This is a genomic window from Ruegeria sp. BHSC276, assembly GCF_059612945.1.
Genome location: NZ_JBXWRP010000006.1, coordinates 1 through 14,654 on the forward strand (window position 1 = coordinate 1; position 14,654 = coordinate 14,654).

Below are 14,654 nucleotides of genomic sequence, written 5' to 3' on the forward strand. Positions count from 1 at the left end.
GCCGTTCCGGTGGGCGAGGAAACCGCCGACGCGCTGATTGAAAAGCTAGTGCCGCGCATCGAAAAACTGAAGGTCGGACCCTATACCGCAGGCGATGACGTCGATATGGGGCCGGTCGTGACCGCCGCCGCCAAAGAACGCATCCTGGGCCTGATCAACTCGGGCGTTGAACAAGGCGCGAAGCTGGTGGTCGACAACCGCGACTTTAAGCTGCAAGGCTATGAAGACGGTTTCTTTGTCGGCCCGCATCTGTTCGACCATGTCACCCCCGACATGGACATCTACAAGCAGGAGATCTTCGGCCCCGTCCTGTCCACCGTCCGCGCCGGATCCTACGAAGAGGCGTTGAAGCTGGCGATGGACCATGAATACGGCAACGGCACCGCGATCTTCACCCGCGACGGCGACACCGCCCGTGATTTCGCCCACCGGGTCAACATCGGCATGGTCGGCATCAACGTCCCGATCCCGGTCCCGCTGGCCTATCACACATTCGGCGGGTGGAAGAAATCCATGTTCGGCGACCTGAACCAGCACGGCCCCGACAGCTTCAAGTTCTACACCCGCACCAAGACCGTGACGTCGCGCTGGCCGTCGGGCATCAAAGAAGGTGGCGAGTTCAACTTCAAGGCAATGGACTAACTATCCAAAAACAAATTAAAAGGCCGCCCAATCGTTGGCGGCCTTTTCTTTTTCTGAAACCTCTGTTCGGCGACGATGCGCCGGCACGGTCCACTCTCACGAAAAATTCAGCCAAGCCCTCTGGCCCAGCGTCCGCCAACGTCATAGATTGCCGGCCGAAATAAAAGAGCAGTCATTCGTCAGGAGGCTCCGTTGACCAGCAAGATCACCCGCCGCTCGGCCCTTTTGGGCGTCGTGTCTGCCCTGGCCGCTCCGTCGGTGTTGCGCGCTCAAAGCCAGGATGCGTTCCCGCAGTCCGAGGACGCGATCAGCGTGCAGCCGCCCGTGCGTCGGAACATCTCGTCCTTTTCGCAGCAAAACTGGCAGGACCATTTTGACGAAATCGGCGTCGGCTGCCTGCTGGCCGACATCACCAGCCGCGCGGTGCACTACTGGGGGCCGGACGGGACCTACAAGCTCTATCCCAGCTCGGTTCCGATGAGCGAGGAACTGACCAAGCGCGGCTATACCGAGGTGGTGCGCAAGGCGGAAAATCCCAGCTGGACCCCGACCTCGTCCATGCGCGAGCGCGACCCGACCCTGCCGCAGCGCGTCGAGGGCGGCGACCCAGGCAACCCGCTGGGCACCCGTGCCATGTATCTGTCATGGCCCGCCTATCTAGTTCACGGCACACATGATACGCGCAAGATCGGGCGTCAAAGCTCGTCGGGCTGCATTGGCTTGTACAACCAGCATGTCGAGGAGCTGTATCCGATGGTCCAGATCGGCACTCAGGTGCGGCTTTTGTGAATTGAAAAAGCCCCGGGCCGCGCAGGCACCGGGGCTTGTCTGCCTAGGTGAGTGGTAGCTTTATTCAGGCAGCAGAACCTTGTCGACCACGTGGATCACGCCGTTGCTGGCCTCGATGTCGGCCTGCACGACATTTGCGCCGTCAACCTTGACGCCGTTCTTTGCGTTCACGCTCAGGCGGTCGCCCTGAACGGTCAGCACCTTCGCGCGCTTGCCGGCGATGTCCCCGGACATTACCTTGGCCGGGACGACGTGATAGGTCAGGATCGCAACCAGCTGATCCTTGTTCTCGGGTTGCAGCAGGCTCTCGACAGTGCCCTCGGGCAGAGCGGCAAATGCTTCGTCCGTAGGCGCGAACACGGTGAACGGGCCCTTGCCCTTCAGCGTGTCAACCAGACCGGCGGCCTGTACGGCTGCGACCAGCGTGTTGAACGAGCCGGCGGCAACCGCGGTATCCACGATGTCTGCGGCCTTGGCATTGATCGGCAGAGCCAAGGCGATGGCGGCGGCTGCGCCCATGAAAGTGCGACGGAACATGGCTGATGTCTCCTCTCCAGCGTGTTATGGAAAGGGGTACGGCGCTTCCGTGAAACCGGATCACGAAAAATTTCAGGCCCCGGCCCGTTGCACCCAGATGCTCTGCGCCCTGCCTTCCTTAAGAAACGGAAGCGCCTCGACCGCGTCGGGGCGGGCGCGTTGCAGGAAATACCCGGGCCAAAGCATTGAAAACGCACCCGATTGCAGCAGCGCGTGCAGCATGTACTGCTCGCCCCATCCGGGGCAATCGTAGAAGAACCGCTTGGGGTATTCGTAGGGCAGAAAAACATCGTGCACATGGATCACCACCCCCGGCTTGAGGGTGGGTATGATCCGGCAGAACAGGTGCGCCACGTCGTTGCTCATCCGCACGACATGGCTGGAGTCGACGAACAAGACGTCGCCCGCCTCCAGTTCGGCGAACAGAGACGGGTCGACGTCCTCCAGCCGCTTCTGCTCGAACCGGTCGACCACATGGGCGATGTCGGCGCGGGGATAGGGGTCGATGGCCGTGAGTGTCGTGGCCAGCCCACCGTCGATGATCGCCTGCCGGGTCACACGGGTCGAGTTGCCGCAGCCGACCTCGATCACCCGTTCGGGGCGAAACCGCCGGATCATCAGATACAGCGCATCCGCGTCCGGGCTGTCATAATAACCGTTGCCGAAGCGGTATCCCGTCTGGTTGCGGGCCGGGTCCTTCAGGGCCGCCAGCGCATCCTTGTGCGCGGCGTATTCGGCAACCAAGGTTCTGATGTCGAAATCCTGCATCCCCGGAGACAGGGCATAGGCCGGACGCTCCAGCCCGCCGGCCCGCTCGAAGGACTCGAGCCGCGCGCGCTCATCTCGTTCCGGCGCCTTGTCGATCAGCTTGACACCGAACCGGTCCAGAACGGCGTTCAGCTTGGGAAATTTCCTGGGTTTCACGGTGGCGGCTCCGGCTTGGCATTTGGCTGCGGGCTGCTTACCGCCGCAAGCGGTGTCAGCGCAAGGCGGATCACCACAAACCCTTGGCAAATTAAGAAATTGCGTATTCACTGATCCCGAATGGGAACAGGGAGGCCCCGCATGCAGCAGGATTTCACCGTCGGCATCGAAGAGGAATACCTGCTGGTCGACCGCGACAGCCTGCAACTGACCGAGGCGCCTGCCGCGCTGATGGAGGCATGTCAGGCCGATTTCGAAGGCCAAGTCAGCCCGGAATTCCTGCAATGCCAGATCGAGGTCGGCACCCGCCCCCATGCCACGATCAAATCGGCGCGCGAGGATCTGAAACGCCTGCGGTCCTGCGTGGCCCGGCGCGCCGCCGAACACAACATGGCGCCGATCGCCGTGTCCTGCCACCCGTTCGCGGATTGGAAGGATCAGCACCACACGCGCAAGGAACGCTATGACAACCTGCAGCACGCCCTGGGCGGCGTGGCGCGGCGGATGCTGATCTGCGGCATGCACGTTCATGTGGGCGTCGAGGACAAGGCGCAGCGGGCCGACCTGATGCCGCAGCTCAGCTATTTCCTGCCGCACTTGCTGGCCCTGTCCGCCTCGTCCCCGTATTGGAGCGGGCGCGACACCGGGCTGTCCTCGTACCGGTTGACGGTGTTCGACAACCTGCCCCGCACCGGCCTGCCGCCCGTGTTCGGCAGTTGGGCAGAATATGAACGCACTACTGGGGTGCTGGTCGAGCTGGGGGTGATCGAGGACACCTCGAAGATCTGGTGGGACCTGCGCCCCTCGCACAGCTATCCGACTTTGGAAACGCGGATTATGGACGTGCAGCCGCGGTTGGAACACGCCCTGTCACTGGCGGCGCTGGTGCAGGCGCTGACCCGGATGCTGTGCCGACTGAAGGACCGCAACCTGCGCTGGCGGGTCTATGACCGGTTCCTGATCGGCGAGAACCGATGGCGTGCGCAGCGCTACGGCGTGGGCGAAGGTCTGATTGATTTCGGCGACCGGTCGATCAAGCCGATGCCCGAGCTGATGGGTGAGCTGATGGGCATGCTGGCCGAAGACGCCGAGGCCCTTGGCACGATGGCGGAGTTGGCGCAGTTGCGCCAGATTGCCGAAACGGGCACGTCGGCCACACGTCAACGGCGCGTACACGCCGAAGCCCAGGCCAGGGGCGATGACCCCGGCCAGGCGGTCGTGCGCCACCTGATCGAGGAATTCCACGCCGATCTCTGACCGTCAAACCGCCGCCAGAACCTTCTGGATGCGGGCGGCCACCGGCTCGTAAAGGTCGCGGTCTTTCCAGTATCCGTTGTGCGAGAGCGGGTTCCACGAGGTGAAGATCTTGCCCGCGTTGATCGGCAGGTCGCGTATGGCCTTGGATTGCACCAGCTGGGCATAGCTGGGCGCGATCTTGCCCAGCGGAAACCCAAGAACATCGTGCTTGTCGAAATAATTGTGCCACCAGGTACGGAACCGCAGCGCAGCAGGCAGGGCCCGATTGGGCGGCTGGATCGGAAAAATGCCTGCCTCGGGATAGGCGAACAGAAAGATCGGTATGTTGCAGCCGAAGGTGATCAACCCGGCCACGGTTTCCATGTTTTCGATCGGGGTCGCATGTTTGGGCGGGCCGCCGTTGCGCAGGTATCGCTGCGCGTCATAGATGTAGTTCGACATGATGTGACCGCCCAGCGAATGCGCCAGAATCAGAACCGGTGCCCGGTCGCTGATCTGGTGGCGCAGAACCTGCATCACCAGTTCCACCTTCTTGTGGATCTCGTCATAGGTCTTGTCGCTGGCATCCGGCGTCTGCCGGTACGAGGCCGCGTCCGACAGGTTGCACACCACGAACTCGCGGAGTTGATCATAGCCGGTGCTGCGCTTGATCTTGCGCAGATAGTCTTTTTGACGCTCCTGCAGGATCTGCGCCCAGACCACCTCGTGCCAGGCGACCTTGTTCATGTCCGCGCCGACCCGACGCGCCACCCGGCGGTGCAGGTCCTTCGAAAAGGTCGGCACCGAGGACGGCGGATGCGGCTTGCGGTACTGGCTGCCCATGCCGTGAATGACGACAACGGCCATCTTGTAGTTCGGCATAATACGCTCCGTATTAATTCCTGAATGAAAGACCCCATCATATCAGCCTTCGGCGCATGACCCAAATAAAGGTCCAAGCGGGTCATGGGGTTTGCCCCGCGTGAAAAAATTCTGTAAGGATTGAGCAATAAATAAACAGTTGTTCAATTCACGTCGCCACAAGGGGGAGACCGGCCATGGATTTCGCGCTGACCGAGGAACAGACGGCCATTTTCGATATGGCCTATGCGTTCGGGCAAGAACAGATCGCACCTTTCGCCCACCAGTGGGAGGCCGAGGGCACCATCCCCAAGGATCTTTGGCCCAAGGTCGGCGAACTGGGCTTTGGCGGGCTGTATGTGTCCGAGGAAAGCGGCGGCTCTGGACTGACCCGACTGGACGCCACGTTGGTGTTCGAGGCGCTGTCGATGGCCTGCCCCTCGGTCGCGGCCTTTTTGTCGATCCACAACATGTGCGCCAAGATGCTGGACAGCTTTGCCAGCGACGAATTGAAATCGCGCATCATGCCCGACGTTCTAAGCCTGAACACGGTTCTCAGCTATTGTCTAACCGAACCGGGCTCGGGCTCGGACGCGGCGGCGCTCAAGACGCGGGCCGAGCGCACAAACGAGGGCTATACGCTGAACGGCACCAAGGCCTTCATCTCGGGCGGCGGCTATTCCGATGCCTATGTCTGCATGGTCCGCACCGGCGGCGACGGGCCCAAGGGGATCTCGACCGTCTATGTCGAGGACGGCACACCAGGCCTCAGCTTTGGGGCGCTGGAACAGAAGATGGGCTGGAAAAGCCAGCCCACCGCGCAGGTCCAGTTCGACGACTGCAAGATCCCGGCCGAAAACCTTGTCGGGACCGAGGGCGACGGGTTCAAATACGCGATGATGGGCTTGGACGGCGGGCGCCTGAACATCGCCTCATGCTCGCTGGGTGCGGCGCAGGCGGGGCTGGACATGACGCTGCAGTACATGTCCGAACGCAAGGCCTTCGGCCAGACCATCGACCAGTTTCAGGCCCTGCAATTCCGGCTGGCCGACATGGAGATCGAGCTGCAGGCCGCTCGAACCTTCCTGCGTCAGGCGGCATGGAAGCTGGATCAGGGCGCGCCCGACGCCACCAAATTCTGCGCGATGGCCAAGAAGTTCGTGACCGAGACCGGATCGAAAGTGGTCGATCAGTGCCTGCAATTGCATGGCGGCTACGGCTATCTGGCCGACTACGGAATCGAAAAGCTTGTGCGCGATCTGCGGGTCCATCAAATTCTGGAAGGCACGAACGAGATCATGCGCGTGATCGTTGCCCGCCAACTACTCGCCCATCGCTGAGGTTTCCATGTCCGATATCGACATCCGCACCACGGGCCGTGCCGGCCGGATCACCCTGACCCGGCCCAAGGCCCTGAATGCGCTGAGCTACGAGATGTGCATGGCCATCGACACCGCCCTGCGCAATTGGCGCGAGGATGACGAGGTCGATCTGGTCATCCTTGATGCCGAGGGCGAAAAGGCCTATTGCGCGGGCGGAGACATTGCCGAGTTGTACGCAACGGGCACAAAGGGCGACTATGCCTATGGGCAGAAGTTCTGGCGCGATGAATACCGCCTGAACGCGATGATCTTCGAATATCCCAAGCCGGTGGTCAGCTTCCTTCAGGGCTTTACCATGGGCGGCGGCGTGGGCATCGGCTGTCACGGGACGCACCGGATCGTCGGCGAAAGCTCGAAGATCGCGATGCCCGAATGCTCGATCGGGCTGGTGCCGGATGTGGGCGGTTCGCTGCTGCTGGCGCTGGCGCCGGGGCGGCTGGGCGAATATCTGGGCGTCACCGGCGCGCGCTTGGGTCCGGGCGACGCGATCTATGCCGGGTTCGCCGACCATTTCATCCCACAGGACCAATGGCCTGACATGATCGAGATGCTCGAGGCCTCGGGCCAGGCCGACCTGCTGGCCGAACACGCCGCCCCTGCCCCTGATCGCACCTTGCCGCAGGACGAGATCGACCGTTTCTTCGGCGGTGAAACCCTGGGCGACGTTCTGACCGACCTGCGCAATGGCGACACCGAATTCACGCGCGGCGCACTCAAGGCGATGGGCCGCAATTCGCCGCTGTCCATGGCCTGCACGATCGAGATGCTGCACCGCCTGCGCGGTCCTGCCCTGACCATGCGCAAGGCGCTGGAGCTGGAATACCGCTGCACCTTCCGGTCGATGGAGCATGGCGACTTTCTCGAAGGCATCCGGGCGCAGATCATCGACAAGGACCGCAACCCGAAATGGCAGTTTGCGGACATGAACGTGCCGGCCACGGCAGTATCACGGATGCTGATGCCGCTGGGCGCGGACACGCTGACATTCGAGGAGGAGTGAAACATGAAGATCGGATTCATTGGCCTGGGCAACATGGGTGCGCCGATGGCGGCCAATCTGGCCAAGGCCGGTCACGACGTGACCGGGTTCGACACCGCGGGCGTGTCGGTCGAGGGCGTGACCAAGGCCGAAACGGCCACTGATGCGGTCCGCGGCGCCGAGGCGGTCATCACCATGCTGCCCAATGGCGACATCCTGCGCGCGGTGGCCGATCAGATCATTCCGCATATGGAAAAAGGGACGGTTTTCATCGACTGCTCGACCGTCGATGTGGACAGCGCCCGCGCCGTGGCGGATCAGGCCGAACAGGCCGGGCTTCTGGCCGTGGACGCGCCGGTTTCGGGCGGAATCGGTGGCGCGGCCGCGGGCACGCTGACCTTCATGGCCGGCGGCTCGAACGCGGCCTTTGCCAAGGCGGCCCCGCTGTTCGACATCATGGGCCAGAAGGCGGTGCATTGCGGCGCGGCGGGCGCCGGTCAGGCCGCCAAGATCTGCAACAACATGATCCTGGGCGTCACCATGATCGCCACTTGCGAGGCCTTTGCCTTGGCCGACAAGCTGGGCCTGGACCGGCAGAAGATGTTCGACGTGGTCAGCACCTCGTCGGGCTACAGCTGGACAATGAACGCCTATTGCCCCGCCCCCGGTGTCGGGCCGCAAAGCCCCGCCGACAACGGCTACAAGCCCGGTTTCGCTGCCGAGCTGATGCTCAAGGACCTGCGGCTCAGCCAGCAGGCCGCCGAAAGCGCCGATGCGGACACGCCGATGGGCCAGATCGCCACTGCACTGTACGAACAGTTCGTCGAATCCGAAGACGGCAAGGGCATGGATTTCTCGGCCATGCTGCCTCGGTTCGAAAAGCGCGGCCGCAGCTGAGCTTGGGCGGCATTTCGCCACCCAGGGCTTGCACTTCGGGCGGGCATTCCAAAATACTGGGAAACGCGGCATGACGGCGCGACGAACCGAGGGGAACCGCCCATGAAGACACTGTTGCATATTGCACTGCTTGCCGGCCTGTCACTGACCCCGGTCGCGACGCTGGCTGACAACGGCAAAGGCAAGGGAAAGAACAAGGACACGTTCTCGGTCGAGCGCGTGGCCCCGCAGAAGGGCGCAAAATCCGTTGCCAATTGTCCACCCGGGCTCGCCAAGAAGGCCGTGCCCTGCGTCCCGCCCGGACAGGTCAAGAATCGGTACAAGGTCGGCGATCGGATCGACCGCGATTATGTCTGGATCGACGATCCGTACCGCTATGGTCTGAAACGCGGCGGCAACTACGTTCGCGCGGGCGACTACGTCTACAGCATCGACCCCGATACGCGCAAAGTGCTGAACCTGATCGGCGCGGTGGCGGATATTCTGTACTGACGCCCAGGCAGCCTATTCGGCCGCCACGCGTTCGGGGTTCAGCATCGGTTTGAGGTATCGCCCGGTGTGGCTGCGCTCGCATTCGGCGACCTCTTCCGGGGTGCCGACGGCCACGATCTCGCCGCCGCCATCGCCACCCTCGGGGCCGATGTCGATGATCCAGTCGGCTGTTTTCACAACGTCCAGATTGTGTTCGATCACCACGACCGTGTTGCCTTGGTCGACCAATTCATGCAGCACTTCCAACAGCTTGCGCACGTCTTCGAAATGCAGGCCGGTGGTGGGCTCGTCCAGAATATACAGCGTGCGCCCGGTGGATCGCTTGGACAGTTCCTTCGACAGCTTGACTCGCTGCGCCTCGCCGCCCGACAGGGTCGTGGCCTGCTGGCCGACCTTGATGTAGCCCAGCCCGACCCGCGCCAGAGCATCCATCTTGTCGCGGATCGCCGGAACCGCCTTGAAGAACTCCTGAGCATCTTCGACCGTCATGTCCAGCACATCGGCGATGGACTTGCCCTTGAACTTGATCTCGAGCGTCTCGCGGTTGTAGCGCGCGCCCTTGCAGGTCTCGCAGGTGACGTAGACGTCGGGCAGGAAGTGCATCTCGATCTTGATGACCCCGTCGCCCTGGCAGGCCTCGCAGCGCCCGCCCTTGACGTTAAAGCTAAACCGCCCGGGCTTGTAGCCCCGCGCCTTGGCCTCGGGGAGACCGGCGAACCAGTCGCGGATCGGGGTGAAGGCGCCGGTATAGGTGGCCGGGTTCGACCGTGGCGTGCGTCCGATAGGCCGTTGGTCGATGTCGATCACCTTGTCCAGATGTTCCAGCCCCTTGATCGTTTCGCAGGGCGCAGGCGTTTGACGCGCGCCGTTCAGACGCATCGAGGCAGTCTTGAACAGCGTCTCGATTGTCAGGGTCGACTTGCCGCCGCCCGACACCCCGGTCACGCAGACGAACTTGCCCAGCGGAAACTCGGCCGTCACGTCTTTGAGGTTGTTGCCCGAAGCCTTTACAACCGTTACCTTTTTCTTGTTCCCCTTGCGCCGCTCGGCGGGCACCGGAATCTCACGCACCCCTGACAAATACTGCCCCGTGATCGAGGCCGCATCGGCCGCGATCTGCTCGGGTGTGCCGTGGCTGACCACCTGCCCGCCATGCACGCCGGCACCGGGGCCGATGTCGAACACATAGTCAGCCTCGCGGATGGCTTCCTCGTCATGTTCGACGACGATCACGGTATTGCCCTGATCGCGCAGGTTCTTCAGCGTGCCCAAAAGGCGGTCATTGTCGCGCTGATGCAGCCCGATCGAGGGTTCGTCCAGCACGTAAAGCACACCGGTCAAGCCCGAGCCAATCTGGCTAGCCAGCCGGATGCGCTGGCTTTCGCCCCCTGACAGGGTGCCACTTGAACGAGACAGCGTAAGGTATTCCAAACCAACGTTATTCAGGAATCCCAACCGTTCGCGGATTTCTTTCAAAATGGCGCGCGCAATCTCGTTTTTCTGGGCGCTCAGATGGTTCGGCGCGTCCTCGACCCAGGCCAGAGCTTCTTTGATCGACATTTCGACCACCTGGCCGACATGCAGCCCAGCGATCTTGACGGCCAACGCCTCGGGGCGCAAGCGGTAGCCCTCGCATGTGTGGCACGGCCGGTTGTTCTGATACCGTTCGAATTCCTCGCGGATCCACGCGCTGTCGGTTTCGCGATAGCGGCGCTCCATGTTCGGGATCACGCCTTCAAAGCTGCGGGTCACCTGATAGACCCGTCCGCCCTCGTCATAGCGAAACTGGATTTCATCATCGCCCGAGCCATACAGAAACACTTGCCGCACATGCGCCGGAAGGTCCTTCCACGGTGTGTTCTTGTCGAACTCGTAGTGGCGCGCGATCGCCTCGATCGTCTGCAGGAAATACGGCGATTTGCCCTTGCGCCACGGGGCAAGCGCGCCGTCATACAGTTTCAGCGTCTGATCGGGCACCACAAGCCGTTCGTCAAAAAACAGCTCGACCCCCAGCCCGTCGCAATCCGGGCAGGCACCAAAGGGCGCGTTGAACGAAAACAGGCGCGGTTCGATCTCGGGGATGGTGAACCCACTGACCGGGCAGGCAAAGTTCTCGGAAAACGTAATACGCTCGGGCTCTCCCTCGCGCGGGGCGGTCTCCAGAATCGCGATGCCATCGGCCAGATCCAACGCGGTGCGCAGGCTGTCGGCCAGGCGGGTCTCCATCCCCTCGCGCACGACGATCCGGTCGACGACCACGTCGATGTCATGGCGGAACTTCTTGTCCAGCGTCGGCGGCTCGTCCAGCTCGTAGAACTGGCCATCGACTTTGACGCGCTGGAACCCCTGCTTGCGCAGTTCCAGAAACTCTTTCTTGTACTCGCCCTTGCGGTCGCGAACAATGGGCGCCAGCAGATAGCCGCGGGTGCCCTCCTCCATCGCCATGATCCGGTCGACCATGTCCTGCACCTGCTGGGCTTCGATCGGCAAACCGGTGGCGGGGCTGTAGGGCGTTCCTGCGCGCGCGAACAGCAGGCGCAGATAATCATAGATTTCGGTGACGGTTCCCACGGTCGATCGCGGGTTTTTGGACGTGGTCTTCTGCTCGATCGAGATCGCTGGGGACAGGCCGCTGATGTGATCCACATCAGGCTTTTCCATCATGTCCAGAAACTGGCGCGCATAAGCCGACAGGCTTTCGACATAGCGGCGCTGGCCCTCGGCATAGATCGTATCGAACGCCAGAGACGACTTGCCCGACCCAGACAGACCCGTGATGACAACCAGCTGATCGCGCGGAATGTCCACGTCGATGTTTTTCAGGTTGTGCTCGCGCGCGCCGCGCACCTCGATATTCTTCAGCTCAGCCATTCAGGCCCCCAACACACAAGTGCCCTAGAGATAGGCGAGCGATGCCGAGTCTCCAACCAAAAAATCAGAACAAAGTGTGAACGCGCGACTTTTCTCCGATATCCGCATTCATGCCAGCAAGACAAAACGCAAAACCGTTTGTGCTTCAGGGGATATACCTGCGATTTCACTTGAAGAAATGGCGCGGTTGACGGGGCTCGAACCCGCGACCCCCGGCGTGACAGGCCGGTACTCTAACCAACTGAGCTACAACCGCGCATTAGGGTCTATGTCGATCCGTTTGCCCGGATCAAAGGCTAGCAGCGATGGCGCGGTTGACGGGGCTCGAACCCGCGACCCCCGGCGTGACAGGCCGGTACTCTAACCAACTGAGCTACAACCGCCCGCTGCCCGTTCATTGCTGAACGTTGGGGTGTATTATGGCCCCGCCCCGGCGTCGTCAAGCGGGGTTTTGAAGTTTTTTTTCGAGAACGAACGATTTTGTTCGATCCACCGCATCGAACGGGCCAAGCGCGCGCAATACGCTCCAACTACACGTATCTAATTGGCGCTCGCGAGGGTTGTTTACGACATCACGTTCATATTTAGCGGTCAAAATTATCGTTATGAATGCAAGAAATGAACGCTCTAGAAAACGCGGCTAAAATGATGCCCCACTTGAAAAAATCATGATTTTGCCTTGCTCCGACTAATCTGACCGTTCATGATTTGTAGTCAGTCGGCAAGCCGGTCTGGGCGATCAGAGCTGCCATATTCGTCTCAACCCCGAGCGTCCTTGATTATTCGTCCAAAGACCAAAACTGTTAGGAACAGAAAGCAGCACTAAAACCAATGGCAATTGCAAGACCAACCACGCCCGGAACGAACCCGACCGGGAATCCATTTCTCGACAGCCTGATCTGGGGCTCATCCTGGGGCGGAAGCACGATTACCTTTTCCTTCGACAATGGAACTGTCGGCGACCGGGGCTTTACCAGCGCCATGAAAAGCGCCGTGCGCATGGCCTTCAATACGATCGAGAAGATCATCCCCGTCACCTTTCTGGAACGGCCGTTCCTGACCCCCGTCGGGCAAGTGGCCGAGGTGAATGTCATTTATGCCCTGACCAGCGTGGATACCTTGGGTGGCGCCGTCGGCTTTCACGAAGTACCTGGTGAGACACCGTATCTTGCCAATTATGGGCTGAACACACTGATCGGTGTCTTCGGGTTCGATTCGCCGATCTTCACGGCACCTGGCTTGAAGAAGGGAGGCGAAGGATTCGCGACCATTCTGCACGAGATCCTGCACGGGCTTGGCCTTGCGCATCCGCATGACAACGGCGGAGGATCGTCGACTTTTCCCGGCGTTACCGCAGCGTTCGATGACTATGGCAACCACGGCCAAAATCAGGGCATTTATACGATCATGTCCTACAATTCGGGGTATGCGGAAAAGCTGCCGTTGAAAAGCTATGCTTACGGCAGCACCGCTACGCCGATGGCTTTGGACATCGCTGCACTGCAGACGATCTATGGCACCACCGCGCACAAAAACGGCAACAACGTGTACGACCTGCGCGACGTGAACGGCGCCGGCACCTATTGGTCGTGCATCTGGGATACCGGCGGCGTCGACACGATCTCGGCTGCCGGTCTGAATCGGAACACCGTCATCAACCTGAATGATGCGGATCTTTCTGGCTCGGATGCCGGAGGTGTTCCGTCTTATGCCGGCGGAATTCGCGGCGGGTATACCATTGCAAACACGGTCGTGATCGAAAACGCGATCGGCGGCAACAGATCCGACCGAATTCTGGGCAACGAAGCCGCCAACCGCCTGGAAGGCCGAGCGGGTAATGACATTCTCTATGGACGGGGCGGCAGCGACGTTCTGCTCGGTTCGCACGGGAACGACACGCTGTCGGGAGACAATGGATCGGACCGCATGATCGGTGGGAACGGAAACGACAATTTCGTGGCGAAGGTGGGCGACGGCGATGACGTGATCAACGGCGGCAACAACTCGGACTGGATCCGATTTGTCGGATCCGTTGGCGCAACCGTCAATCTGTCGAATTCGACGCGGCAGGATACCGGCTATGGCATGGATACGGTCGTAGATGTTGAGAACGCAAGTGGCACCGGGGCCGCCGATGACTTCACCGGGTCGGCCGACGCCAACGTGCTGAATGGTGGCAGCGGAAACGACTCTCTGTCCGGGCTCGGCGGCAATGATCGGCTGAACGGCGGAAACCACAACGACACGCTGATCGGCGGCGGAGGACGCGACACGTTGAATGGCGGGAACGGTGCCGACGCGATCTTCGGTGGCGCCGGTTTGGACATCATGACCGGCGGCGCCGGAGCCGATACCTTCGTATTCCTGACCGCGCGGGAAAGTACCGCATCGACCCGTCGCACGGACAAGATCAAGGATTTCCGCCCCGGGCAGGACAAGATCGACCTGAGCGCCATCGATGCCAGCACAGTTTTCGACGGCGATGATGCGTTTGTCTTTCGGGGGCAAAAGCCGTTCGGCCTGTCGAACCAAGGCGAGGTCTATTTCGAGAAAGTCAACGCGCCCGGCAGCACAAATGATCGCACCTATGTCTATCTTGACACCGATGGCGACCGGGCGCCTGAAATGGTGATCGAACTGACGGGCTTGCACAATCTGACCGCAGGCGACTTTATTTTGTGATCGCACGCCGCACGGCAGAGGGCCAGTTTTGCCGCCCTTTGCCCTGCGGGAACATCAGTGGATGTGACGCCCTAAAGACCTGCCCGCGGCCACCGGTGACAGAGGGTCGGCCGCTTGAGGGCCCGACTCTTCTTACCTTTTATCCCCGCTCGGGAAGACCAGAAAATTTTTCCTCGAACCGGCTTGAAGCCGGTTCGCAGACACTGTAGAGAGCGTTCCGACGGGTGATTAGCTCAGTGGTAGAGCGCTTCGTTCACATCGAAGATGTCAGGAGTTCGAATCTCTTATCACCCACCATTCTCTCTCTTTTTGTGCGACCATCTGCCTGAACCCTGCTAGCAGGCATCCGCCGCAATGGTTCG

12 protein-coding genes and 3 tRNA genes are annotated in these 14,654 nt (G+C 61.3%); 9 read left to right on the plus strand and 6 right to left on the minus strand.

What is annotated here, in order from left to right:
* Nucleotides 1-642: aldehyde dehydrogenase family protein (locus AC2FMD_RS10850; protein ID WP_496794994.1), on the plus strand; the 642-nt coding region annotated here is incomplete at its 5' end.
* Nucleotides 643-834: 192 nt separating this feature from the next.
* Nucleotides 835-1,431, plus strand: a complete 597-nt coding sequence (locus AC2FMD_RS10855; RefSeq protein ID WP_496741287.1) for a L,D-transpeptidase — start codon at nt 835-837, stop codon at nt 1,429-1,431.
* A gap of 60 nt (nt 1,432-1,491) precedes the next feature.
* Here AC2FMD_RS10855 and AC2FMD_RS10860 read toward each other — a convergent pair whose 3' ends face one another.
* Both AC2FMD_RS10860 and AC2FMD_RS10865 read right to left on the minus strand, forming a co-directional pair.
* The gene (locus tag AC2FMD_RS10860) at nt 1,492-1,968 is read right to left on the minus strand and encodes a fasciclin domain-containing protein (RefSeq protein WP_490360983.1); all 477 of its coding nucleotides are present in this window, start codon (nt 1,966-1,968) and stop codon (nt 1,492-1,494) included.
* Nucleotides 1,969-2,040: 72 nt separating this feature from the next.
* Nucleotides 2,041-2,892, minus strand: a complete 852-nt coding sequence (locus AC2FMD_RS10865; protein WP_496794995.1) for a class I SAM-dependent methyltransferase — start codon at nt 2,890-2,892, stop codon at nt 2,041-2,043.
* 141 nt (nt 2,893-3,033) lie between these two features.
* On the opposite strand from AC2FMD_RS10865, the gene AC2FMD_RS10870 reads away from it, so the two are divergent.
* Nucleotides 3,034-4,149, plus strand: coding sequence for a carboxylate-amine ligase (locus tag AC2FMD_RS10870; RefSeq protein ID WP_149775208.1), 1,116 nt, complete (start codon nt 3,034-3,036; stop codon nt 4,147-4,149).
* A 3-nt stretch (nt 4,150-4,152) separates the two neighbouring features.
* Here AC2FMD_RS10870 and AC2FMD_RS10875 read toward each other — a convergent pair whose 3' ends face one another.
* Nucleotides 4,153-5,010: a hypothetical protein gene (locus AC2FMD_RS10875; protein ID WP_496679829.1), complete on the minus strand. Its 858-nt coding sequence runs from the start codon at nt 5,008-5,010 to the stop codon at nt 4,153-4,155.
* Nucleotides 5,011-5,186: 176 nt separating this feature from the next.
* Here AC2FMD_RS10875 and AC2FMD_RS10880 point away from each other — a divergent pair, with 176 nt between their 5' ends.
* The 4 genes from AC2FMD_RS10880 to AC2FMD_RS10895 all read left to right on the plus strand — a co-directional run bounded on the left by AC2FMD_RS10880 (nt 5,187) and on the right by AC2FMD_RS10895 (nt 8,739).
* Complete coding sequence (locus tag AC2FMD_RS10880; protein WP_496741289.1) at nt 5,187-6,329, plus strand: acyl-CoA dehydrogenase family protein; 1,143 nt, start codon at nt 5,187-5,189, stop codon at nt 6,327-6,329.
* A 7-nt stretch (nt 6,330-6,336) separates the two neighbouring features.
* On the plus strand, nt 6,337-7,371 hold the full coding sequence (locus AC2FMD_RS10885; protein WP_496741290.1) for an enoyl-CoA hydratase/isomerase family protein: 1,035 nt from the start codon (nt 6,337-6,339) through the stop codon (nt 7,369-7,371).
* A gap of 3 nt (nt 7,372-7,374) precedes the next feature.
* On the plus strand, nt 7,375-8,247 hold the full coding sequence (gene mmsB, locus AC2FMD_RS10890; RefSeq protein WP_496727571.1) for a 3-hydroxyisobutyrate dehydrogenase: 873 nt from the start codon (nt 7,375-7,377) through the stop codon (nt 8,245-8,247).
* Nucleotides 8,248-8,349: 102 nt separating this feature from the next.
* On the plus strand, nt 8,350-8,739 hold the full coding sequence (locus AC2FMD_RS10895; RefSeq protein WP_496741292.1) for a hypothetical protein: 390 nt from the start codon (nt 8,350-8,352) through the stop codon (nt 8,737-8,739).
* Nucleotides 8,740-8,751: 12 nt separating this feature from the next.
* Here the strand turns inward: AC2FMD_RS10895 and uvrA are convergent, their stop codons facing one another.
* The 3 genes from uvrA to AC2FMD_RS10910 form a co-directional block, all read right to left on the minus strand.
* A complete protein-coding gene (gene uvrA / locus AC2FMD_RS10900; protein ID WP_496688273.1) occupies nt 8,752-11,610 on the minus strand; it encodes an excinuclease ABC subunit UvrA in 2,859 nt (952 codons plus the stop codon).
* A 179-nt stretch (nt 11,611-11,789) separates the two neighbouring features.
* Nucleotides 11,790-11,866 (minus strand) — tRNA-Asp (locus tag AC2FMD_RS10905).
* A gap of 50 nt (nt 11,867-11,916) precedes the next feature.
* Nucleotides 11,917-11,993, minus strand: a tRNA-Asp gene (locus AC2FMD_RS10910).
* A gap of 448 nt (nt 11,994-12,441) precedes the next feature.
* On the opposite strand from AC2FMD_RS10910, the gene AC2FMD_RS10915 reads away from it, so the two are divergent.
* Nucleotides 12,442-14,292, plus strand: a complete 1,851-nt coding sequence (locus tag AC2FMD_RS10915; RefSeq protein WP_496794996.1) for a M10 family metallopeptidase C-terminal domain-containing protein — start codon at nt 12,442-12,444, stop codon at nt 14,290-14,292.
* A gap of 222 nt (nt 14,293-14,514) precedes the next feature.
* Nucleotides 14,515-14,589, plus strand: a tRNA-Val gene (locus tag AC2FMD_RS10920).
* Nucleotides 14,590-14,654 lie beyond the last annotated feature (65 nt).

Bases quoted from the DNA above. Each gene is read 5' to 3' on its own strand.
- AC2FMD_RS10860 (WP_490360983.1), bottom strand. From the start codon at position 1,968: ATGTTCCGTCGCACTTTCATGGGCGCAGCCGCCGCCATCGCCTTGGCT.
- AC2FMD_RS10870 (WP_149775208.1), top strand. From the start codon at position 3,034: ATGCAGCAGGATTTCACCGTCGGCATCGAAGAGGAATACCTGCTGGTC.
- AC2FMD_RS10875 (WP_496679829.1), bottom strand. From the start codon at position 5,010: ATGCCGAACTACAAGATGGCCGTTGTCGTCATTCACGGCATGGGCAGC.
- AC2FMD_RS10880 (WP_496741289.1), top strand. From the start codon at position 5,187: ATGGATTTCGCGCTGACCGAGGAACAGACGGCCATTTTCGATATGGCC.
- AC2FMD_RS10885 (WP_496741290.1), top strand. From the start codon at position 6,337: ATGTCCGATATCGACATCCGCACCACGGGCCGTGCCGGCCGGATCACC.
- mmsB (WP_496727571.1), top strand. From the start codon at position 7,375: ATGAAGATCGGATTCATTGGCCTGGGCAACATGGGTGCGCCGATGGCG.
- AC2FMD_RS10895 (WP_496741292.1), top strand. From the start codon at position 8,350: ATGAAGACACTGTTGCATATTGCACTGCTTGCCGGCCTGTCACTGACC.
- uvrA (WP_496688273.1), bottom strand. From the start codon at position 11,610: ATGGCTGAGCTGAAGAATATCGAGGTGCGCGGCGCGCGCGAGCACAAC.
- AC2FMD_RS10915 (WP_496794996.1), top strand. From the start codon at position 12,442: ATGGCAATTGCAAGACCAACCACGCCCGGAACGAACCCGACCGGGAAT.